Origin of the sequence: Rhodococcus yananensis (genome assembly GCF_020515525.1) — a bacterium.
Taxonomy (GTDB): Bacteria; Actinomycetota; Actinomycetes; order Mycobacteriales; family Mycobacteriaceae; genus Rhodococcus; species Rhodococcus yananensis.
Map to the genome: position 1 here is coordinate 1 of NZ_JAIYEP010000076.1, position 19,938 is coordinate 19,938.

Consider the following 19,938-nt stretch of genomic DNA (forward strand, 5'->3'; position numbering starts at 1 on the left):
GTGTACACCAGGAACGTCAGCGATTCCTGGAGGTACAGGTGCACGTTCTCGGCGTCGTGCGAGGTGTAGCCGATCGACAGATCCTGGCCGACCTGCAGGTCGAAGTCGCCGCCGCGGGCTGTGAGCGAACGGTACATCCGCTCGATTGATTCGAGCGGATGTGCCATTCGCTCGACGGGGGTGGGGTCAACCGTGCCGGTCGGCCAGCCTGCGGGCCCGGTCGCGGACCGCGTCACGCATCTCGGTGGGAGCGAGTATCTCCGCATCGTCGTCGAGCTGCCACATCACGGCGCCCGCGTGACGGGCGCCGCCGAACTCGACGTCGACGCGTGACCACCCGTCGCCGTCGGGTCGCACGTCGCGGGTCGAGATCGTCGTCGCCACCAGTTCGTCGAGGCGGGTGTCGTGCACGCGGACGGTGGCCGTCACGGTCACGAGTTCGTCGCGGAATCGTGCCCGACGCTCGTCCCAGGCCGCGGCGAGGTCGAAATCCGGCGGTCGGACGGATTCGATGTCCAGCACGTGAACGTCGATCATCCGCGACAGTCGGTAGGTGCGCAGTGAACCCCGGTGCGTGGCAACCAGGTACCAACGGCCGGCGGCGCTGACGAGCCCCAGCGGATCGATCGTGCGCCAGCCCGCGTCACGACCGCGTGGCTGATAGCGGATGCGTAGGCGTCGGTCGTCGAACACCGCACGTTGCACCGTCCCGAGGAACCGATCGGTCCGGGTTTCGGTGAGCCACCCGGACACGGTGACCAGCACCCGTTCGGACACCCTCGCTGCCGCGGCGCGCTGGGTGTCGGGCAGTCCGACGGTGACCTTGCGCATCGCCGCTGCGAACGCCGGCGCCATGCCCAGCGAGGTCGGGGCCGTCGACGTGGCTGCAGCGAGCAACGCGACGGTCTCGTCGACGGTCAGCCCGGTCAGGTCGGTGGTGAATCCGGGCAACAACGTGAACCCGCCGTCGCGGCCGCGCTCCGAGTACACGGGTATCCCGGCCGCCGACAACGCTTCGACGTCCCGCAACACCGTGCGCACCGACACCTCGAGTTCACGGGCGATGGCCGGTGCCGTCATCCGACCGCGATTCCGCAGTAGCAGCGCAAGTGACAACAGTCGTTCGGCTCGCATACGTCGAATATTTCACGAATACATGACACAAGATGACGTGTATGGGGTCGACCATGGGTTCATGACCACGATGCAGACGGACCCCCGCCCCCTCTTCCGCGCCGCACTCGACCGGGTCGCCGACCTGATCGAGGGAACCGCACCCGACCGGTTCGACGCCCCCACACCCTGTCCGGAGTTCGACGTCAACTCTCTGATCGGCCACATCGTCGGAACGGTCGACCGAGGTCGCGTCATCGGGGAGGGCGGCGACCCGCTGACCGTCCCCGACGTCGTCACCGACTCCGAGGACTGGATCGCGACGTTGCGTGCCGCGGCCGACCGGTACTGGACGGTCTGGGACGACGACGCGATGCTCGACACCCCCGTCACCGCACCGTGGGGAACGTTCCCCGGTCGCGCGGCGATTCTCATCGCGCTGAACGAAGCGCTCGTCCACGGCTGGGATCTCGCCGTGGCGACGGGACAATCGGCCGAGGCGGACCCCGAACTGGCTGCGGCAGCGTTGGGCATCATGCAGGTCGCGCTGCCGGCGGAGCCGCGCGGAGGACCGATTCCGTTCGGCGCTGTCGTCGAGTCCGCTGCGGATGCGGGACCGACCGAGCGGCTCGCGAACTGGTCGGGACGGGTCAGCGCACCCTGGCGGTGAGCGTCCGTCGACGGATCAGCCGCGTCCGCCGCGGTGAGCCGCGTCTGCCGGGGTGAGCGAATGTACCACTCACTCGACTGATTCGAGCCGGCGATACATTCGCTCGGTCCCGCCGGAGGCGGGAGAGGAGGCGGGCGCCGGCCATTGCGGGGGAAGCTCCCCGATTCCGCCGGCCACGGCGTAGGTTCGGGCCTGAGCGGGTGTCGGCATGTGCACCCGCTCGGCGACGGAACCGACGGAAGGGAGCAGATCAATGCCCACACGTACCGCCCGAACCGCATGGAACGGTGGACTCGAGGACGGATCGGGGCAGGTGGAGCTCACGAGTTCGGGGCGCGGCACGTTCGATGTGTCGTTCCCGAAGCGCGCGGCCGATGCAGCGGACGGCACCACCAGCCCCGAAGAACTCATCGCGGCCGCTCATTCGACGTGCTTCGCCATGCAGCTGTCGGCGGTCATCGCCGAGGCCGGTGGCACCCCGCAGTCGCTCGAGGTGGTGGCGGACGTGTCGCTCGGACCGCATCCCGAGGTCGGTTTCCGGCTGACCGGAATCAAGCTGACGGTACGTGGTGAGGTGCAGGGCCTCGACGCGGATGGTTTCGCGACCGCCGCGCAGACCGCGAAGGAGATCTGCCCGGTGAGCCGGGCCCTGACCGGTGTCGAGATCACCCTGGATGCGGCACTCGAGTCCTGATCGGACCCGAACCCGATTCGTCGGTGCCGTTGCCGAGAGCGACTTCTCGGCAACGGCACCGTGACGGAGTGCGGGGAACGCGGGGGTGTCCGGACGCTCACACCGACACGGCGGAACAACCGCGATCAGGATGGCGTTGTCGCAATCGTGACCACACCTGCCGACACGGCCCTGCCCACCGCCCACATCGAGATCTGGTCCGACATCGCGTGCCCGTGGTGTTACATCGGCAAGCGCCGCTTCGCCGACGCGCTCGCCGAATTCGAACACCGTGACCGCGTCGCGGTGACGTGGCGGTCCTACCAGCTCGCGCCCGACACCCCGGTGGGGCTCCGCCGACCCGAGGTCGACGCGCTGGTCGAGATGAAGGGGATGCCCGCGGAGCAGGTGCGACAGATGTTCGCGCAGGTCGCTGCGACCGCGCGACAGGTGGGCATCGACATCGATTTCGACACGGTGATCGCCGCGAACACCTTCGACGCGCACCGCCTCCTGCACCTCGCGGGCGACAGGCGTGAGGCGCTGGTCGAGGCGCTCTTCCGCGCGCATTTCGTGGACGGTGACGTCATCGACGATCGGGAGAGCCTCGTGCGGATCGCCGAGGCGGTGGGCATGGATGCCGCGAAGGTCCGCGCCGACCTCGAATCCGATTCCGCCGCGGATTCGGTTCGCGCGGATCTCCTCGAAGCGCGACGACTCGGTGTCACCGGAGTTCCGTTCTTCGTCGCGAACCGTGCCGTCGCGGTGTCGGGTGCGCAACCGAAGGACGTCTTCCTCACGTTGCTCGACCGCGCGGTCACGGACGCGGACAGCGCGGACCCCGTCGCCGCCGGAGACGCAGACGGATGCGAAGGCGACACGTGCGCGGTGTGATCGCGTCACCTCGAACGGAGGATCGGCACGTGGCGAGCCTGCCGGGTGTTCCCGGCCGGCTCCAGCGGCCTGTCAGGCCTTCTTGACGTCGAGAACGACCTCGAACTCGAGCAGCGACGCACCGGTGGCGACCGGTTGCTTGCGCTCGCCCGCGTGGGCTGCGCGTGCGTCTCCGTCCCGCCACGCGGCGAAGTCCTCCTCGGTCTCCCACTGGGTGACGACGAAGTAGCGGTTCTCGCCCGCCGTCGGACGGAGCAACTGGAACCCGAGGAAACCGGGAGAATCGTCGACGGTGTGGGCGCGGTTCGCGAACCGCTTCTCCAGTTCGGGGCCCGCACCCTCGGGGATTTCGATTGCGTTGATCTTCACGACTGCCATGCGCGCGAGCCTACTCCGCTACCTTGGGCGATTGTGTTGCACGACGAGGGTGGAAACGGACGTCCGATCCTGCTGTTGCACGGGTTGATGGGCAGTGCCCGCACGTGGCGCCGGCAGGTGCCGTGGTTGCGTGAGCACGGGCACGTGTACACGTTCGATGCCGCCGGGCACGGTCGGCCCGCGCCCGCGGTGTTGTCGACCGACGCGTTCGTCGAGGATCTCGCGTCGCATCTGGGTGGGTTCGACGAACCGCTGATCGTGATCGGCCATTCGATGGGTGCGCTCCACGCCTGGTGTCTGGCGGCGGCGCGTCCCGGTCTCGTCGCGGCGCTGGTCCTCGAGGACATGGCCCCCGATTTCCGGGGGCGCACCGCAGCGGACTGGGCGGCGATGATCGAACGGTGGCCGCAGCCCTTCCCGGGGGAGGACGAGGTGCTCGACTACTTCGGCCCGGTTGCGGGCAGATACTTCCTCGACTCGTTCACCCGCCGCGACGACGGCTGGTATCTGCACGGGGACGTCGCGACGTTCCGTGACATCTCCGAGGAATGGGGAACCCGCGAGTTCTGGGGTGAGTGGGATGCCGTGCGCGGTCCGGCTCTGTTGATCGAGGGTGAGTTCACGATCACCCCGGAGGGACAGATGCGGCAGATGGCTGCGCGCCCCGGGTCCGAGTACATCCGTATCGCGGGCGCGGGGCACCTCGTCCACGATGATCGCCCCGACGAGTACCGGACCGCAGTCGAGGGTTTCCTGTCGGGCCTCGGTCAGCGAGAACCTTCCCCGGCGAGTGCGTAACGGCCGTCGTCGGTCTGCTCGACGAGTCCGTCGACGAGCAGCGAGTGCAGTGCGCGGTCGCGTTGGCCGGGGTCGGTGAGCCACACCGCGTCCAGCGTCTGCCGTTCGACGGGGAGGTCGCTGTCGCGCAGCACCGCCATGAGCCGCCCGCGGACCTGCCTGTCGGTACCCGCGAACTTCTGCACCCGCCGCGGCGGCCCGTCGTGGGCGGGGCTTCCCGCGGCCTGCCACGCGCATTCCGGTAGCGGGCACCGACCGCACTCGGGGTTGCGGGCCGTGCAGATGGTCGCGCCGAGTTCCATCAGCGCCGCCGAGAAACGCGCGGCCCGCGTGCGGGTGCGGGGGAGCAGTGCTTCGACGTCCGCGAGATCTCTTTTGGTGGAGGGGTTTCCGGGTTCCGCGGAGCCGTGGACGGCCCGTGCCACGACGCGCCGCACGTTGGTGTCGACCACGGGAACGCGCTGCCCGTACGCGAAGCACGCGACCGCCCGCGCGGTGTACGCACCGATCCCCGGCAGGGACAACAGCACGTCGACGTCGTCCGGTACCCGGTCGTGGTGGTCGGTGGCGAGCACACCCGCGCATTCGTGCAGCCGCAACGCGCGGCGCGGGTATCCGAGTCGGCCCCAGGCCCGCAGGATCTCGGCGGGGCTCTCCTGCGCCATCGCGGACGGTACCGGCCAGCGGCGCACCCAGTCCTCCCAGATCGGTGCCACGCGCGCGACCGGTGTCTGCTGCAGCATGATCTCCGACATGAGGATCTGCCAGGCCGTCACCTGGTCGCGACGCCACGGCAGATCGCGTGCTGCGACGTCGTACCAGCGCAGCAGGGCGGTCGTATCGACCGGCACTCTCGTCTCCTTCGGACTCGTCGAGATGTGTTGTTCACATCTCGGAAACCACTCCCGCACGGAGCCCGTCACAACTGCGGGTGGATAATGAGCGCATGCCGAACTCGAATCCCATCTCCGCCTGGAAGGCCCTGACCGAGGGTAACCAGCGGTTCGTCGAAGATCGCCCGCTGCACCCCAGCCAGGGCATCGCCCGACGCACCGAACTCGTCAACGGGCAGCACCCGACCGCGGTGCTGTTCGGTTGCGGCGACTCCCGCGTGGCCGCCGAGATCATCTTCGACCAGGGGCTCGGCGACATGTTCGTCGTCCGCACGGCCGGACACGTGATCGACAGTTCCGTCCTCGGATCCATCGAATACGCCGTCGACATCCTCGACGTGCCACTCATCGTGGTGCTCGGCCACGACAGCTGCGGCGCGGTCGGTGCGACCCTCACCGCCCTCGACCAGGGTGAGGTCCCGTCCGGGTTCATCCGCAGCATCATCGAGCGCGTCACCCCGTCGATCCTGATCGGTCGCAAGGAGGGCCTGTCGACAGTCGACGAACTCGAGGGTCGCCACGTCGTGGAGACGGGCAAGCTGCTCGCCGAACGCTCGCAGATCATCGCCGAGCGCATCGCCGACGGCCGGTGCGCCGTGGTGGGCGTGACGTACAAGCTCGACGACGGCCACGTGAAGCTACGGGGCCACATCGGCGACATCGGCGTCTGAAATCGCCCGATCGGGGCGGTGTGACGCCCGAGAGGCGCGACACGCCGCCCACGATGTAGCGATCACCCGAACCGCCACCTACCGTGTGAAGCGTGCTTGAACCCAACGGCCCGTTGCCCCCGGAGATCTACTGGCGACGACGTGTTGTCGCGATCATCGTCGCGGTGCTCGTGCTGATCCTGGTGATCTGGGCGGCGGTGGCGTTGATCGGTGGCGGCGACGATCCGGAGACCGAACCGCTCGCATCCGAGTCGGTCGCATCCGAATCGGCCACGACCACGACCACGACCACGACCGCGGCCGCTGCGGACGGCTCCGCCGATGCCGCAGGCGCGGAGACCGGATCCGGCGGGTCGGGATCCGGCGGGGCCGCGGGCGGAACCGGATCGTCGGACGCCGGTGCCGCGTCCGGTGACACCGCGGCGACCACCCCGGCGACGGCCGCGGCGCTCTCCGACGGGCAGTGCTCCGATCAGTCCCTCGCCGTGCGGGTGACCTCCTCGGAGGCGAACTACCAGGTCGGCGCCGAACCGGAGTTCACGATCGTCATCACCAACATCGGCACGTCGACGTGCGAACGTGACCTCGGGGCGGGACTGCAGGAGGTGTTGGTGTACTCGCTCGACGGCAACCGGCGGTTGTGGTCGAACACCGACTGCTTCCCGGAGTCGACCGCCGATGTGCGTTCGCTCGGCCCGGGCGACCAGGCCGCGTTCTCGGTCAAGTGGTCGGGTACGACGTCCGAACCCGGCTGTGAGGCACCCCGCGAACCCGTCGGTCCGGGTGCCTACACCGTCGTCGGTCAGCTCGGCGGCCTGCGCAGCACACCGGAGCCGTTCAACATCGCGTGACGGCATCGGTCGCTGCTCACGGTCGGTCGTAGTGGTTGATGGCCGACTCGGCCAGCCGCGACAGGCCCTCACGGATGTAGCGCGCCCACAGCGCACCGATCCCTTCGACGGCCTGGAGGTCGGCGGCGGTCGCGGCGAGCAGCCCCTGCAGGGATCCGAAGGCCCCGACGAGCCGCTCGATCTGCCGCGCCCGCAGTCGCGGTACCCGGTGCAGCACCCGGTAGCCGCGCGGACTCATCGACGTCTCGAGGCCCTCGATGGTGTTGGGGTGGCCGAAGGCCTTCGCCAGGGTCGTCAGGTCCAGCAGCTCCACGTCGGTCAGGCGACCGAGCCGTTCGAGCGCCTGCGCGACGTCCCGCGTCGACGGAACGTCCTCGCCGGCCAGATAGTCCAGAACGAGCAGCTGCCGGGCCAGCAGGTTGTCGCCGACGAGTTCCTCGAGTTGCAGCGCGAGTTGCCGGCCGTCGGTGCCGAGTTCCAGCACGTCCTGTTCGATCTCGACGGACAGTCGGTGCATCATCTCCAGGCGTTGCGCCACCGTCAGTGCGTCGCGGAGGGTGACGATGTCCTCGATCTCGACGACGGACAGCTGCCGGGTCACCTCGTCGAGCCGCGCCTTGTACCGCTCGAGCGTTGCGACGGCCTGGTTGGCACGCGAGAGGATCATCGCCGAATCGTTGATGACGTGGCGACGACCGTCCACGTACACGCTGACGATGCTCATCGACTGGCTCACCGACACCACCGGGTACCCGGTCTCGATGGCGGTGCGTTCGGCGGCGCGGTGCCGGGTGCCGGATTCGATGGTCGGGATGCGATGGTCGGGCACGAGCTGGACGTTGGCGCGCACGATCCGGCTGCCGTCCGTCGACACCACGACCGCGCCGTCCATCTTCGAGAGTTCCCGGAGCCGGGTGGGGGCGAACTCGACGTCGAGTTCGAAACCGCCGTCGCACAGTGCCGCGACACGGTCGTCGAATCCGAGGACGATCAGGCCGCCGGTGCGTCCGCGCAGGATCCGTTCGAGCCCGTCACGCAGCGCCGTGCCGGGGGCCAGTCGGGCGATGGTCTCGCCGAGTGTCGCCGACATGGCCGACTCCGTCATCTGTGAGGTCCTCCTGCCGGCACGTGCGGTCGATGTCACATTCGCGGAGGCTGCCGGACGGTGGCAACCTGGCGCGCAACTACATTACTTTCTCATGAGTAGTACCTGGACCTTGCCCGACGACCTCGTCGTTCCGGAACTGCCGGACGACCACCCCGGTCCGGGATCCCCGATGCCCCAGCACTGGCCGAAGTGCCTCGGTTGCGGGGACGAACAGCCGACCGGGCTGGGCCTGACCTTCACCCTCGGTGAAGGACCTGTCGTCACCGGACGCTTCGAGGTCGCGAAGCGTTTCCAGGGCGGCCCGGGATTCATCCACGGCGGCATCCTGATGACCGCGTTCGACGAGGCGCAGGGGATGGCGTGCAACGCGGTGCTGCGCCGCGCCGTCGTCACCGGGCACATGGGCACGGATTTCAAGCGTCCGATCCCGCTCGGTGCGGTCCTCGAGTTCACCGCCAGGGTCGAGGGAACGGTTCGTCGCAAGGTGTACACGAGCGCCGAGGCACGCATCGTCGGCGGCCCGTTCGCCGACCCGGACGTGATCGTGGGGACCTCTCACGGGCTGTTCATCGTGGTCGGGCACGAGCACTTCGAGAAGGGCAAGGACTTCGTCGACGGTGCACCGTCGACCGGGCTCGACATCTCGTCGGTCTGAGCCCGTTCCGGCTCCGCGCGGTCACGGTGGGTGTGCGTCGGGCAGATCGGGGCACCGGACACGAGCACATGTTCGCACCGGACGCCGACAGGTCGGCCGATCGCGCTGTTCTTCTCAGGACGGCAGCGTGAGCAGAGCCTGACCGAGGTTCGCCACCTCGTGGATGCGCATGGTCTTCGGGGCGCCCTCGACGTCGCGCGGCACCACACCCCGTGTGAATCCCAGCCGGTGCGCTTCGGCGAGACGTCGGCCCGCGCCCACGACCCGCCGGACCTCACCGGCCAACCCCACCTCACCGAGCAGGACCGTTCCGACGGGCAACGGCTGGTCGTGGACCGCGGAGGCCACCGCGAGCGCCAACGCGAGATCGGCGGACGGGTCGGTGATTCTCATCCCGCCGACGGTCGAGGCGTACACGTCGCACTTGCCGAGCCCGCGCACGTTGCACCGGCGCTCCAGCACCGCCAGGATCATCGCGACCCGCGCGGAGTCGAGTCCGCTCACGGCGCGTCGCGGCGACGGGTTCTGCGTCGGTACGACGAGCGCCTGCACCTCGCCGAGCAGCGGACGTTTGCCGTCCATCGTCACCGTCACGGCGGTACCCGCGACCGATTCGGTGCGGTGCTGCAGGAACAACCCCGTCGGGTCGCTGACACCGACGATGCCGCCCTCGGTCAACTCGAAACACCCCACCTCGTCGGCGGCCCCGAACCGGTTCTTCACGCCGCGCACCATGCGCAGCGTCGAATGCCGGTCCCCTTCGAAGTGCAGGACCACATCGACGAGATGTTCCAACGACCGGGGGCCGGCGACCGCGCCGTCCTTGGTGACGTGCCCGATGAGCAGCACGGGGATCCCGGTGGCCTTCGCCAAGGACGTCAGCGCACTGGTGACGGCCTTGACCTGCGTGACACCACCGGTGACGCCGTCGACGTCGGCCGCGAGCATCGTCTGCACCGAATCGACGACGAGCAGCGTCGGCTTCACCTGTTCGACGTGACCGAAGATCGTCGCGAGATCGGACTCGGCGGCGAGGAACACGCGGTCGTGCACCGAACCCGTGCGATCGGCCCGCAACCGGACCTGGCCGGCCGACTCCTCACCGGTGACGTACAGCGACCGGTCGTCGGGACTGCGCTCCGCCCACCGGTGTACGACCTCGAGCAGCAGCGTCGACTTGCCGACGCCGGGTTCGCCCGCGAGCAATACCACCGAGCCGGGCACCACGCCCCCGCCGAGGACTCGATCGAGTTCTGTGATCCCCGTCGGCTTCGCGAGTGTCGCGGTGCCGTCGACGCGGCTCAGCGGGGTGGCCGGTGTCGACGGCAGGACGGCGGCCGCGCCGGCCCGCGCCAGTGAGGTACCGGCCCGGGACGCCACCGCGGTGGGCTGCACCGGCGCCTCGTCCATCGATCCCCACGTCCCGCAGTCGGGGCAGCGCCCGACCCACTTCGCGACGGTGTGCGAGCAGTCGGAGCAGCGGTAGAGGGTTTTGGTCTTGGCCACGGCCGGAGGATATGCGGAGCGACCGACACGCCGGGGAAGGGGGCGGCGCCGGGAGTCGGGGTGCCCGGACGAAGGAGGGCCCGGGTGAGCGTGAGCTCACCTGGGCCCTCCCGAAGGCTGTGGGACGCCTCGGTGGTCCGTGTGGACGGGACGCGTCAGTGGGCCTCGCCGATGATCGGGGACAGTTCCGACTCGTGCCGGTCGAGTTCGGGGCCCGCGTCCACCGGCACCGACACCGTCACGTCGCCGTGCTCGGCGAACGTGAACGTGACCGGGATGGTCAGGCCGGGACGCACATCCTCGGTGAGGTCGACCATCTCGACGGTCTCGACCGTCGGCACGATCGGCGTGTCGCCCTCGGGGTTCGCGGGCTGCGGTGACTCGTCGACGGACTCGTCGGTCGCCGCGGTGGCCGACGAGACACCCGCGACGACCGCACCGGAGGCCGGGATCGTGAGGTCTTCGGCACCGACGACGGATCCGGCGAAGTCGGTCGAGATGCCGGTGAGGACATCGGGGGTGTACCCGTCGAGGTTGACGATCGTGAAGCCGAGGAGGGCGGTGCCGCCGGCCTCGATGCTGTATTCCTCGGAATCCGGGAAGATGACATGGGCGTTGCGAATCGCGATGTCGCCGACGGTGGCGCTGTTGCCGTTCACCGCGGCGACCTGCGAGGAGGTCTGGGTGATCTGTCCGGCACCGCACGCAGACAGCGTGAGCGTCGCACCCGCGGCCAGGGCGACGGCGGTCGCGACTCGGCGAGTCGGCGCGTTGAGAGCAGTCACGGGTTCCTCCACTCGGGTAAGGCTCGCAATCCACTAGGCAGAGTAGTAGTAGTGGTGCGCCCCGTGTGCGCCGGGGGCGTCGATGTTGCCGATTCGTGTGCTCCGACCGGCGCGAACGTCCCCGTTTGTCCGGTGTGTCGCGCATCACCTCATGCACGTAACCGATTGCATGTCAACCCCTACGCTCACGTGGCGGTGCCCCTGACCTGCACCGTTGATGAGAGGGCGCGGTGATCACGTGTTAAACTGGAAAAATCGAAAGGGGCACGGGACACATGATTTTCAAGGTCGGAGACACCGTCGTATACCCCCATCACGGTGCGGCGCTGATCGAAGCAATCGAAACACGCACCATCAAGGGGGAGCAGAAGGAATATCTGGTTCTGAAAGTCGCGCAGGGTGACCTGACGGTTCGGGTACCCGCCGAGAATGCGGAGTACGTCGGAGTGCGCGACGTCGTGGGCCAGGAGGGCCTCGACAAGGTGTTCCAGGTATTGCGCGCACCGCACACGGAGGAACCGACCAACTGGTCACGGCGGTACAAGGCCAATCTCGAGAAGTTGGCGTCGGGTGACGTCAACAAGGTTGCGGAGGTCGTGCGCGACCTGTGGCGCCGGGAGCAGGATCGTGGCCTGTCCGCGGGCGAGAAGCGGATGCTCGCGAAGGCACGTCAGATCCTCGTCGGTGAGCTGGCGCTCGCCGAGGGCACCGACGACGTCAAGGCCGAGACCATCCTCGACGAGGTGCTCGCCGCCGCGTCCTGAGCGGCTGCGCGATCGACACCACCGGTGAACCGAATACGCACGATGAACGATCGCCGCGGGCCGGTCGTCGGAATCATTCCGGCGGCCGGCCGCGGCGTTCGTCTGGGCGAAGCGCTTCCGAAGGCCTTCGTCGAACTCGACGGCCGCACCATGCTCGATCGGGCCGTCGAGGCGATGCTCGACTCGGGTGTGGTCGACGAGGTCGTGGTGGTGGCGCCACCGGAGCTCGTCGACCGCGACGTCGACGAACTCGTGGGCGCTGCCCGCGCCGGCCGGGTGACCGTCGTGGCGGGCGGCGCAGAACGCGCCGACTCGGTGCGGGCGGGTCTGACGGTGGCGGAGCGGGTCGGTGCGCGGCACGTGCTCGTCCACGACGCGGCGCGGGCACTGACCCCCGCGGGACTGTTCGCCCGGGTCGTCGACGAACTGCGTGCCGGGCGGCGCGCAGTGATCCCCGTGCTGCCGGTCGCCGACACGATCAAGAGCGTCGACGGGGAGGGGCGGGTCACCGCGACACCCGACCGCGCGTCCCTGCGGGCCGTGCAGACCCCGCAGGGGTTCGACGCAGACCTGCTCGCACGGGCCAACCGGGACGCCGGGGACGCCACCGACGATGCCGGACTCGTGGAGCGGCTCGGTGAACCCGTCCACACCGTCGCCGGCGACCCCCTCGCCTTCAAGATCACCACCCCGCTGGACCTGACGCTCGCGCGCGCGATGCTCGCCGACCGCGTCGAAGAGGAGAGCTGAACGCCGTGCCCGTCGGAGACATGCGAGTCGGAATCGGAACCGACGTCCACCCCGTCGCACCCGGCCGTCCCTGTTGGATGGCCGGACTGCTGTTCGAGGATGCCGACGGATGCGCCGGGCATTCGGACGGTGACGTCGCGGCGCACGCCCTGTGCGACGCCCTGCTGTCCGCGGCCGGTCTCGGTGATCTCGGCACGGTGTTCGGTACCGACAGACCCGAGATGGCCGGAGCCTCCGGCGCCCGCATGCTCGAACACGTCCGTACGCTGCTCACCGAGCAGGGCTGGCGGGTCGGCAACGCCGCAGTGCAGGTGATCGGCAACCGCCCGAAGATCGGACCGCGCCGCGACGAGGCCGCGCGCGTCCTGTCGGACCTTCTCGGGGCACCCGTATCGGTGTCCGCGACCACCACCGACGGCCTCGGACTGACCGGTCGCGGCGAGGGTGTGGCGGCCGTCGCCACCGCGCTCGTACTGCCGCTCGACGACGAACGGTAGGATCGGAGGTCGTGACTTTGCGCCTTTACGACACCGAAACACGGGCAGTGCGGGATTTCGAGCCGCTCGTCCCCGGCCACGTCTCGGTGTACCTGTGTGGTGCCACCGTGCAGGGCGAACCGCACATCGGCCACGTACGCAGCGGTGTCGCTTTCGACGTGCTGCGACGGTGGCTCGCCGCGAAGGGCTTCGATGTCGCGTTCGTGAGAAATGTCACAGACATCGACGACAAGATCCTCCGGAAGGCCGCCGACGCAGGCAGGCCCTGGTGGGAGTGGAAGACGACCTACGAACGCGCCTTCACCCGCGCCTACGACGCGCTCGGTGTGCTGCCGCCCTCCGTCGAGCCACGCGCCACCGGACACATCACCCAGATGGTCGAACTGATGCAGCGTCTCGTCGACAGTGGTCACGCCTACGCATCCGACGGCAACGTGTACTTCGACGTCCTGAGCTACCCCGAGTACGGCTGCCTGTCGGGGCACCGCATCGACGACGTCCACCAGGGCGAGAGCGCCGGGGAAGGCAAACGCGACGCCCGCGACTTCACACTGTGGAAGGCGGCGAAACCCGGCGAACCCTCGTGGCCCACACCCTGGGGACCGGGCAGGCCCGGTTGGCATCTCGAGTGCTCGGCGATGGCCGGGTACTACCTCGGGTCGTCCTTCGACATCCACTGCGGCGGCATGGACCTGGTGTTCCCGCACCACGAGAACGAGATCGCGCAGGCCAGAGCCGCCGGCGACGGATTCGCGCGGTACTGGCTGCACAACGGCTGGGTGACGATGGGCGGTGAGAAGATGTCGAAGTCCCTCGGCAACGTGCTGTCCATCCCCAACGTCCTCACCCGGGTACGCCCACAGGAACTGCGGTACTACCTCGGCAGCGCCCACTACCGGTCGATGCTCGAGTACTCCGACGCCGCTCTCGACGAAGCCGCCGCCGCTTACCGCGGACTCGAATCGTTCGTCGTCAAGACCCGCGACCGGGCCGGCGACGTCCCCCTCGGCGAACCCACCGAAGACTTCGCCGCCGCACTCGACGACGACCTCGGAGTGCCCAAGGCCCTCGCCGAGATCCACCGTCGCCGCAGCGAGGGCAACAAGGCACTCGACAACGGTGATCTCGACGAAGCCGTGCGGATCGCCGCACAGGTCCGGGCGATGCTCGGCATCCTGGGAGTGGATCCCCTCGACGAGCACTGGCAGAGCACGTCCCGCGACGATTCCGATGCGCTCGCCGCGCTCGACGTGCTCATCGGTGCCGAACTCGAACGCCGGCAGGCGGCGAGAGCAGAGAAGAACTGGACGGTCGCCGACGAGGTGCGTGATCGTCTGACCGCGGCGGGGGTCGAAGTGACCGATACGCCGAACGGACCCGAATGGTCCCTGAAAGCAGGACAGTGATGGCAGGCAATTCCCAGCGCCGCGGCGCGGTGCGCAAGGGCGGAACGAAGAAGGGCCAGACCGTCGGGTCGGGCGGACAGCGACGACGCGGACTCGAGGGACGCGGCGCGACGCCGAAAGCCGTCGACCGCAGCTACCACCCGGCGGCGAAGCGGGCGCGGGCCGCGGCGAAGGCCGCGGAGAACCCTCGCGGTCACCGCTCCCCGGCCGGGCGCAGGAACGACGACCAACCCGAGATGGTCCTCGGGCGCAACCCCGTCGTCGAGTGCCTCCGCGCCGACGTGCCCGCGACCGCGCTGTACGTCGCGATCGGCGCCGACTCCGACGACCGACTCAAGGAAGCGGTGCAGCGTGCCGCGGACATGGGCATCTCCATTCTCGAGGTCCCCCGCGCCGAACTCGACCGGCTCACCGCCAACGGCATGCACCAGGGCATCGGCCTGCAGATCCCGCCGTACCGGTACGTGCACCCCGACGACCTGATCGTGCGGGCGAAGGAGAACCACGAGCGGCCCCTGCTCGTGGCACTCGACAACATCTCCGACCCCCGCAACCTCGGCGCCGTCATCAGATCGGTGGCCGCCTTCGGCGGACACGGCGTCGTGATCCCCCAGCGACGCAGCGCGTCGGTGACCGCGGTCGCGTGGCGCACCAGCGCGGGCGCCGCAGCCCGACTTCCCGTCGCGCGCGCCACCAACCTGACCCGCACCCTCAAGGAATGGCAGAAGCAGGGCGTGCGCGTCGTCGGCCTCGACGCCGGCGGCGACACCTCCCTCGACGACTTCGACGGCACCGACCCCCTGGTCGTCGTGGTCGGCTCGGAGGGCAAGGGACTCTCCCGTCTCGTGCGTGAGACCTGCGACGAGATCCTCTCCATCCCGATGGCGGGCGAAGTGGAGTCGCTCAACGCGTCGGTAGCGGCGGGCGTGGTGCTCTCCGACATCGCGCGGCGCCGCCGCGGCTGACATCGCACGGCGCCGCCGCGGCTGACATCGCACGGCGCCGCCGCGGCTGACATCGCACGGCGCCGCCGTGGTCGTACCCGGCGTCCCTCGGCTCCGGCCGGGGGACGAGCCGTTTCCGGGTCTTTCCCGCGACCGAGGGAACCGATCGGGCCCGTGCTGCGTCGAAACCGGTAGCGACTCCGAAACCCTGGAGACGCCGAAACCGGTAGAGACGCCGAGAGGGGATACACATGCCGCACCGGCCGGCCACCCGTCATCCGATCGCACACACCACCGCGACCACGCCCCACACCACCGCGACCACGCGTCACGCCACCGCGTTCACCGGCCGCATCACGATCGACCCACCGCTGCAGCGCGCCGAGATCGACTTCCTCACCGCGTTCGCCGGCCCGCGCAGCGGTCCGCACCGGGCGCCCTGCGACGGACTGCCCGCGCGTGGCCGTCCGCTGTCGTGGTGTCAGTGGGTTCCGACCCCCGACGGCACCGCACTGGTGTGGGACGGCAACGCACCCTTCTACCTCGCCGATCGCTGGATGCGCTATCTGATCGACACCTTCCTGTCGCCGCGTGCCCGCATGCGTCGGGTCCTGCGCGGGCGACGGAACGAGTTTCCGGACGAACTGGCGCGATTCGCATTCGACCACGTGCTCGACGGGTCGATCCGGGTTCTCGAAGACGACCGCGTCGTGTCGCGGATATCGGTGCGGAGAAACACGGTTCGTTTCGAGGGGGGTGGCGGGGAGTGTGTCGCGGCACTGTTTCCGCCGCGCACCTCGTCGGCACTGCTGCGACCCCGGACCGACGGATCCTGATCACGGCGCCGCAACGAACCGCACCCGCCGTCCCGGACGCAACTGCGCGGCACGCGACAGATCGTCCGCGGTGACGACCGCGATCACCGGATAGCCACCGGTCACGGGATGGTCCGCGAGGAACAGCACCGGATGCCCCTGCGGCGGGACCTGGATCGAACCCGCCACCATACCCTCGCTCGGGAGCTCCCCGTGCCGCGCCCGGTGCAGCGGACCCGGTCCTCGGAAGCGGATACCCACGCGGTCGAGTTGCGGTGTCACCGTCCAGGTCTCGCGTGTCAGCGCGCGGACGGACGGTGGGGTGAACCAGTCGTCGCGCGGACCGATCCGAACCCGCAACTCCGCGGGATCGTCGAGCGGAGCCGGCGGCGGGAACTGCTCCTCGTCGGGTAGAGCAGCGGCCATCGCCCCGACGAGCAACCGGTCGCCGGCACGCACCGGTTCCGGTCCGGTGCCCGACAATGTGTCGGTGGCGCGGCTTCCGAGAACCTCGGGTACGTCGATGCCGCCGCGGACCGACAGATACACCCGCAGCCCGTCCTGGGGAACACCGATCGTCAGGATGTCACCGTCCCGCAGCGACACCCGGGCCCAGTCGCCGACCGGCCGGGCCGCGACCCGCACGTCGACCCGGGCGCCGGTCACCGCGACGGTCGTGGCACCGACGCTGCGCACGGCGAGCCCGCCGCCCGTCACCTCCAGCGTCGCAGCCGCGGGATCGTTCCCGACGAGCCGGTTCGCGGCGTCGTGCGCAGCACGGTCGGCCGCACCGGACTCGGTGAGTCCGAGCGCGCCGTGACCGGTCCGGCCCCGGTCCTGCACGGTCGTGAGCATTCCGGCGGATGTGACCTCGAGCCATGCCATCGTGTCATTGTCGCGCACTGCTGGAAGGCTGGGAACGGCCCGCGTCGCGGGGCCACGTGTGCGTAGCGGAAAGGCCGACGGATGAGCCAGGACGAGATCGACACCCGCTCGACGACCCGCGTCGTCGAACGCGCCCTCGACGGCGGTCGCCTGTCCGAGGTGACCTCGGCCGTCGCCGATCTCGACGCCGACCGGATCACCGGGGTGCTCGAGAGGCTGAACCGGACCGACCGGGCGGTGCTGTACCGGCTGCTTCCCAAGGGGCGCGCGCTGGAGGTGTTCGAACGCCTCGATCCGAGCCTGCAGCGCGACCTCGTGGTCGGGTTGCAGGACGATCAGGTCGCGGCGATCTTCGCCGACCTGGAACCCGACGACCGCGTCGAACTGCTCGACGAACTCCCCGCGAAGGTCGCTGCCCGCCTGATGCGCGGCCTACCGTCGTCCGAACGCGAGATGACCGCGACGATCCTCGGGTACCCGCAGGGAGCGATCGGGCGACGCATGAGCCCGGAGTACGTGTCGCTCCGTAGCGACACCACCGCGGCGCAGGCCCTCGAGGTCGTCGAGCGGCGACTCGACGACGCCGAGACCGTCTACACACTTCCTGTCCTCGACGGCAGTCGCGTCCTGGTCGGAGTGGTCGGGCTGCGCGAGTTGATGAGCGCCGACCCCGCGACGGTGGTCGCCGACATCATGCGCGACCCCTACTGGGTGCGCGCCACCGACGACGCCGAGGAATCCGCGCGGCGCTGCGCCGAACTGAAACTCCTCGCGCTGCTGGTCGTGGACAACGAGACCCGGCTCGTCGGGATCCTCACCGTCGACGACGCGCTGCGGATCCTCGAGGTCGCCGACAGCGAGGACCAGGCACGCATCGGCGGTACCGAACCGCTGCGGCAACCGTATCTGGCCGCCCCGATCGGGCAGTTGGTGCGGTCGCGGGTGGTGTGGCTGCTGGTGTTGGCGCTCGGTGCCACCCTGACGGTGCAGGTGCTCGAAGTGTTCGAATCGACCCTCGACGAGGTCGTCACCCTCGCGTTGTTCGTGCCGCTGCTCATCGGTACCGGCGGCAACACCGGGAATCAGGCCGCGACCACCGTCACCCGGGCACTCGCGCTCGACGACGTGACACCCCGCGATGTCGGGAAGGTGGTCGCCCGCGAGTTCCGGGTCGGACTGTCGCTCGGGGTGCTCCTCGGCACGGTCGCGTTCGTGCTCACCGCGCTGGTCTACGACACGCAGGTGGGTGCGGTGATCGGGTTGACGTTGGTGAGCGTGTGCACCCTCGCCGCGACGGTCGGCGGGGCGATGCCGTTGGTGGCGCGCGCGATCCGCGCGGATCCCGCGGTGTTCTCCAACCCGTTCATCACTACGTTCGTCGACGCGACGGGGCTGGTGGTGTACTTCCTGATCGCCCGCGCCGTCCTGGGGCTCTGAACCGTCGCGGACGGTCAGAGTGCTTCGAATCGGACACGTGCTCCGGGGCGCAGCAGCGCCGGGCGGTCGCGGGCGGGCATCCACAACTGCTGCGTCGTCGACCCGATGAGCTGCCATCCACCCGGGGAACGGCGCGGGTAGACACCGGAGAACTCCCCGGCGAGCCCGACCGACCCGGCGGGGACGACCGTGCGCGGTGACTCCCGCCGCGGCACGTGCAGCCGGTCGTCGTCGCCCGACAGGTACGCGAATCCCGGTGCGAAACCACCGAACGCGACGGTCCACGTCGCGGACGTGTGGGCCTCGACGACCCCGTCGGCGCCGAGCCCGGTGAGCGCACCCACCTCGGTGAGGTCGGGTCCGTCGTAGCGGACCCCGATGACGACGTGGTCGACCGGTGCCGTGCCGGGCGGCGCCGGTGGGGTGCCGGCGATCCACCGCCGGACGGCGTCGGCGTGCACGGCGGCCGGGTCGAAACGCACGAGGACGGTGCGTGCCGCGGGGATCAGTTCGACGATCCCCGGTGGTCGCGTGGTGTCGAGCGCCCGGAAATGCGTGAGGACGTCGTCGAGGGTCCCGTACTCGACGAGCAGGCCGGTGTCTCCGTTGCGCAGGATCCGCATCGCGGGCTCACACGAACGAGCGGACATCGATGTTCTCGGCGTCGAGCATGGCCCGCACCGCAACGGCCATCGCCGTCGCGTCGGGGGAGTCGCCGTGGATACACACCGAGCGGGCCGGGACCCGCACGGCACTGCCGTCGATCGCGGTGACCGTCCCCTCCGCGACCATGCGCAGCACCCGGCGCGCCACGACGTCCGGATCGTGCAGCACGGCCCCGGGCTCCCGGCGCGACACGAGGGTGCCGTCGGGGGCGTAGGCGCGGTCGGCGAACGCCTCGGCGACCGTGACGAGGCCTGCGCGTTCGGCTTCGTCGAGGAACACCGAGCCGGGCAGACCCAGTACCGGCAGTGTCGCGTCGTACGCGCGGACGGCGGCGACGACGGCGCGTGCCTGCTCGCGGTGGTGCACGATCGCGTTGTACAGCGCGCCGTGCGGTTTCACGTAGCGCACCGACGATCCGGCGGCTCGGGCCAGTCCGTCGAGCGCGCCGATCTGGTAGATGACCTCCGCCGTGAGGTCTGCCGGGGCGATGTCGATGAAGCGGCGGCCGAACCCGCTCAGATCGTGGTATCCGACCTGGGCGCCGATGCGGACGGTGCGTTTCGTGGCGCCGCGGCACGTCTCGAGCAGCATCGCCGGATCACCGGCGTGAAAGCCGCACGCGATGTTCGCGCTCGTGACGAGTTCGAGCATCGCGTCGTCGTCGCCGAGCTGCCACTGTCCGTAGCTCTCGCCGAGGTCACTGTTCAGGTCGATACTGCTCACGCCACAAGTCTAATTTCCACCCGTGCGCACTTCTGGTAGCTGGGGCTACCAGAAGT

General features: G+C 69.6%; 23 protein-coding genes and 1 pseudogene. 14 read left to right on the forward strand and 10 right to left on the reverse strand.

The window, feature by feature from the left end; all coding sequences use genetic code 11:
* Both LDQ05_RS16040 and LDQ05_RS16045 read right to left on the reverse strand, forming a co-directional pair.
* Positions 1-125, reverse strand: a pseudogene (locus tag LDQ05_RS16040) (encapsulin); the annotation flags it as partial.
* 61 nt (positions 126-186) lie between these two features.
* Positions 187-1,134, reverse strand: coding sequence for a helix-turn-helix transcriptional regulator (locus LDQ05_RS16045; protein WP_226437956.1), 948 nt, complete (start codon positions 1,132-1,134; stop codon positions 187-189).
* A 61-nt stretch (positions 1,135-1,195) separates the two neighbouring features.
* Between LDQ05_RS16045 and LDQ05_RS16050 the strand changes: the two genes are divergently transcribed.
* The 3 genes from LDQ05_RS16050 (at position 1,196) to LDQ05_RS16060 (ending at position 3,350) form a co-directional block, all read left to right on the forward strand.
* Positions 1,196-1,783, forward strand: coding sequence for a TIGR03086 family metal-binding protein (locus LDQ05_RS16050; protein ID WP_226437957.1), 588 nt, complete (start codon positions 1,196-1,198; stop codon positions 1,781-1,783).
* Between the two features lie 253 nt (positions 1,784-2,036).
* Positions 2,037-2,477, forward strand: a complete 441-nt coding sequence (locus LDQ05_RS16055; RefSeq protein ID WP_226437958.1) for an OsmC family peroxiredoxin — start codon at positions 2,037-2,039, stop codon at positions 2,475-2,477.
* Positions 2,478-2,624: 147 nt separating this feature from the next.
* Positions 2,625-3,350: a DsbA family oxidoreductase gene (locus LDQ05_RS16060; protein WP_226437959.1), complete on the forward strand. Its 726-nt coding sequence runs from the start codon at positions 2,625-2,627 to the stop codon at positions 3,348-3,350.
* A gap of 72 nt (positions 3,351-3,422) precedes the next feature.
* Here the strand turns inward: LDQ05_RS16060 and LDQ05_RS16065 are convergent, their stop codons facing one another.
* The gene (locus LDQ05_RS16065) at positions 3,423-3,728 is read right to left on the reverse strand and encodes an antibiotic biosynthesis monooxygenase family protein (protein WP_226437960.1); all 306 of its coding nucleotides are present in this window, start codon (positions 3,726-3,728) and stop codon (positions 3,423-3,425) included.
* Between the two features lie 33 nt (positions 3,729-3,761).
* Here LDQ05_RS16065 and LDQ05_RS16070 point away from each other — a divergent pair, with 33 nt between their 5' ends.
* Complete coding sequence (locus LDQ05_RS16070) at positions 3,762-4,526, forward strand: alpha/beta fold hydrolase (protein ID WP_226437961.1); 765 nt, start codon at positions 3,762-3,764, stop codon at positions 4,524-4,526.
* Here LDQ05_RS16070 and LDQ05_RS16075 read toward each other — a convergent pair.
* The gene (locus LDQ05_RS16075) at positions 4,496-5,377 is read right to left on the reverse strand and encodes an iron-sulfur binding domain-containing protein (RefSeq protein WP_226437962.1); all 882 of its coding nucleotides are present in this window, start codon (positions 5,375-5,377) and stop codon (positions 4,496-4,498) included. The genes LDQ05_RS16070 and LDQ05_RS16075 overlap by 31 nt on opposite strands.
* Before the next feature lie 95 nt (positions 5,378-5,472).
* Between LDQ05_RS16075 and LDQ05_RS16080 the strand changes: the two genes are divergently transcribed.
* Positions 5,473-6,090 (forward strand): carbonic anhydrase, encoded by a 618-nt coding sequence (locus LDQ05_RS16080; RefSeq protein WP_226437963.1) that lies wholly within the window; start codon positions 5,473-5,475, stop codon positions 6,088-6,090.
* 92 nt (positions 6,091-6,182) lie between these two features.
* Positions 6,183-6,941: a hypothetical protein gene (locus LDQ05_RS16085; RefSeq protein WP_226437964.1), complete on the forward strand. Its 759-nt coding sequence runs from the start codon at positions 6,183-6,185 to the stop codon at positions 6,939-6,941.
* Positions 6,942-6,957: 16 nt separating this feature from the next.
* Here LDQ05_RS16085 and disA read toward each other — a convergent pair whose 3' ends face one another.
* Positions 6,958-8,046: a DNA integrity scanning diadenylate cyclase DisA gene (gene disA / locus LDQ05_RS16090; RefSeq protein WP_226437965.1), complete on the reverse strand. Its 1,089-nt coding sequence runs from the start codon at positions 8,044-8,046 to the stop codon at positions 6,958-6,960.
* Between the two features lie 94 nt (positions 8,047-8,140).
* On the opposite strand from disA, the gene LDQ05_RS16095 reads away from it, so the two are divergent.
* On the forward strand, positions 8,141-8,704 hold the full coding sequence (locus tag LDQ05_RS16095) for a PaaI family thioesterase (RefSeq protein WP_226437966.1): 564 nt from the start codon (positions 8,141-8,143) through the stop codon (positions 8,702-8,704).
* Positions 8,705-8,818: 114 nt separating this feature from the next.
* On the opposite strand, the gene radA is transcribed toward LDQ05_RS16095, so the two are convergent.
* Together radA and LDQ05_RS16105 are read right to left on the reverse strand one after the other, a co-directional pair.
* Entirely contained in the window at positions 8,819-10,210 is a 1,392-nt protein-coding gene (gene radA, locus LDQ05_RS16100; RefSeq protein ID WP_226437967.1) for a DNA repair protein RadA, read from the reverse strand.
* Between the two features lie 155 nt (positions 10,211-10,365).
* Positions 10,366-10,995 carry a copper chaperone PCu(A)C domain-containing protein gene (locus LDQ05_RS16105; protein ID WP_226437968.1) on the reverse strand — a complete coding sequence of 210 codons (630 nt, stop codon included), beginning with the start codon at positions 10,993-10,995 and terminating at the stop codon, positions 10,366-10,368.
* Positions 10,996-11,270: 275 nt separating this feature from the next.
* Here LDQ05_RS16105 and carD point away from each other — a divergent pair, with 275 nt between their 5' ends.
* The 6 genes from carD to LDQ05_RS16135 all read left to right on the forward strand — a co-directional run bounded on the left by carD (position 11,271) and on the right by LDQ05_RS16135 (position 16,192).
* Positions 11,271-11,759 (forward strand): CarD family transcriptional regulator, encoded by a 489-nt coding sequence (carD, locus tag LDQ05_RS16110; protein WP_226437969.1) that lies wholly within the window; start codon positions 11,271-11,273, stop codon positions 11,757-11,759.
* Positions 11,760-11,801: 42 nt separating this feature from the next.
* On the forward strand, positions 11,802-12,509 hold the full coding sequence (gene ispD / locus LDQ05_RS16115) for a 2-C-methyl-D-erythritol 4-phosphate cytidylyltransferase (RefSeq protein ID WP_226437970.1): 708 nt from the start codon (positions 11,802-11,804) through the stop codon (positions 12,507-12,509).
* Positions 12,510-12,529: 20 nt separating this feature from the next.
* Positions 12,530-13,006 (forward strand): 2-C-methyl-D-erythritol 2,4-cyclodiphosphate synthase, encoded by a 477-nt coding sequence (gene ispF / locus LDQ05_RS16120; protein WP_226437971.1) that lies wholly within the window; start codon positions 12,530-12,532, stop codon positions 13,004-13,006.
* A gap of 11 nt (positions 13,007-13,017) precedes the next feature.
* Complete coding sequence (gene cysS / locus LDQ05_RS16125; RefSeq protein WP_226437972.1) at positions 13,018-14,412, forward strand: cysteine--tRNA ligase; 1,395 nt, start codon at positions 13,018-13,020, stop codon at positions 14,410-14,412.
* Positions 14,412-15,377 (forward strand): 23S rRNA (guanosine(2251)-2'-O)-methyltransferase RlmB, encoded by a 966-nt coding sequence (gene rlmB / locus LDQ05_RS16130; RefSeq protein WP_226437973.1) that lies wholly within the window; start codon positions 14,412-14,414, stop codon positions 15,375-15,377. Before cysS ends, rlmB begins: the two co-directional genes overlap by 1 nt.
* A gap of 230 nt (positions 15,378-15,607) precedes the next feature.
* Positions 15,608-16,192 carry a hypothetical protein gene (locus tag LDQ05_RS16135; protein WP_226437974.1) on the forward strand — a complete coding sequence of 195 codons (585 nt, stop codon included), beginning with the start codon at positions 15,608-15,610 and terminating at the stop codon, positions 16,190-16,192.
* On the opposite strand, the gene LDQ05_RS16140 is transcribed toward LDQ05_RS16135, so the two are convergent.
* Positions 16,193-17,056, reverse strand: a complete 864-nt coding sequence (locus LDQ05_RS16140) for a 5-oxoprolinase subunit C family protein (protein WP_226437977.1) — start codon at positions 17,054-17,056, stop codon at positions 16,193-16,195.
* An 81-nt stretch (positions 17,057-17,137) separates the two neighbouring features.
* Between LDQ05_RS16140 and mgtE the strand changes: the two genes are divergently transcribed.
* Positions 17,138-18,493 (forward strand): magnesium transporter, encoded by a 1,356-nt coding sequence (gene mgtE / locus LDQ05_RS16145; protein WP_226437975.1) that lies wholly within the window; start codon positions 17,138-17,140, stop codon positions 18,491-18,493.
* A gap of 14 nt (positions 18,494-18,507) precedes the next feature.
* Here mgtE and LDQ05_RS16150 read toward each other — a convergent pair whose 3' ends face one another.
* Together LDQ05_RS16150 and LDQ05_RS16155 are read right to left on the reverse strand one after the other, a co-directional pair.
* Complete coding sequence (locus LDQ05_RS16150; protein ID WP_226437978.1) at positions 18,508-19,116, reverse strand: 5-oxoprolinase subunit B family protein; 609 nt, start codon at positions 19,114-19,116, stop codon at positions 18,508-18,510.
* A gap of 7 nt (positions 19,117-19,123) precedes the next feature.
* The gene (locus LDQ05_RS16155; RefSeq protein ID WP_226437976.1) at positions 19,124-19,882 is read right to left on the reverse strand and encodes a LamB/YcsF family protein; all 759 of its coding nucleotides are present in this window, start codon (positions 19,880-19,882) and stop codon (positions 19,124-19,126) included.
* Between the last annotated feature and the right edge of the window lie 56 nt (positions 19,883-19,938).

What these genes read in the sequence shown, in the direction of transcription:
- LDQ05_RS16045 (WP_226437956.1), bottom strand. Translation starts at nt 1,134, where the DNA reads ATGCGAGCCGAACGACTGTTGTCACTTGCGCTGCTACTGCGGAATCGC.
- LDQ05_RS16050 (WP_226437957.1), top strand. Translation starts at nt 1,196, where the DNA reads ATGACCACGATGCAGACGGACCCCCGCCCCCTCTTCCGCGCCGCACTC.
- LDQ05_RS16055 (WP_226437958.1), top strand. Translation starts at nt 2,037, where the DNA reads ATGCCCACACGTACCGCCCGAACCGCATGGAACGGTGGACTCGAGGAC.
- LDQ05_RS16065 (WP_226437960.1), bottom strand. Translation starts at nt 3,728, where the DNA reads ATGGCAGTCGTGAAGATCAACGCAATCGAAATCCCCGAGGGTGCGGGC.
- LDQ05_RS16080 (WP_226437963.1), top strand. Translation starts at nt 5,473, where the DNA reads ATGCCGAACTCGAATCCCATCTCCGCCTGGAAGGCCCTGACCGAGGGT.
- disA (WP_226437965.1), bottom strand. Translation starts at nt 8,046, where the DNA reads ATGACGGAGTCGGCCATGTCGGCGACACTCGGCGAGACCATCGCCCGA.
- LDQ05_RS16095 (WP_226437966.1), top strand. Translation starts at nt 8,141, where the DNA reads ATGAGTAGTACCTGGACCTTGCCCGACGACCTCGTCGTTCCGGAACTG.
- carD (WP_226437969.1), top strand. Translation starts at nt 11,271, where the DNA reads ATGATTTTCAAGGTCGGAGACACCGTCGTATACCCCCATCACGGTGCG.
- ispD (WP_226437970.1), top strand. Translation starts at nt 11,802, where the DNA reads ATGAACGATCGCCGCGGGCCGGTCGTCGGAATCATTCCGGCGGCCGGC.
- ispF (WP_226437971.1), top strand. Translation starts at nt 12,530, where the DNA reads ATGCGAGTCGGAATCGGAACCGACGTCCACCCCGTCGCACCCGGCCGT.
- rlmB (WP_226437973.1), top strand. Translation starts at nt 14,412, where the DNA reads ATGGCAGGCAATTCCCAGCGCCGCGGCGCGGTGCGCAAGGGCGGAACG.
- LDQ05_RS16135 (WP_226437974.1), top strand. Translation starts at nt 15,608, where the DNA reads ATGCCGCACCGGCCGGCCACCCGTCATCCGATCGCACACACCACCGCG.
- LDQ05_RS16140 (WP_226437977.1), bottom strand. Translation starts at nt 17,056, where the DNA reads ATGGCATGGCTCGAGGTCACATCCGCCGGAATGCTCACGACCGTGCAG.
- mgtE (WP_226437975.1), top strand. Translation starts at nt 17,138, where the DNA reads ATGAGCCAGGACGAGATCGACACCCGCTCGACGACCCGCGTCGTCGAA.
- LDQ05_RS16150 (WP_226437978.1), bottom strand. Translation starts at nt 19,116, where the DNA reads ATGCGGATCCTGCGCAACGGAGACACCGGCCTGCTCGTCGAGTACGGG.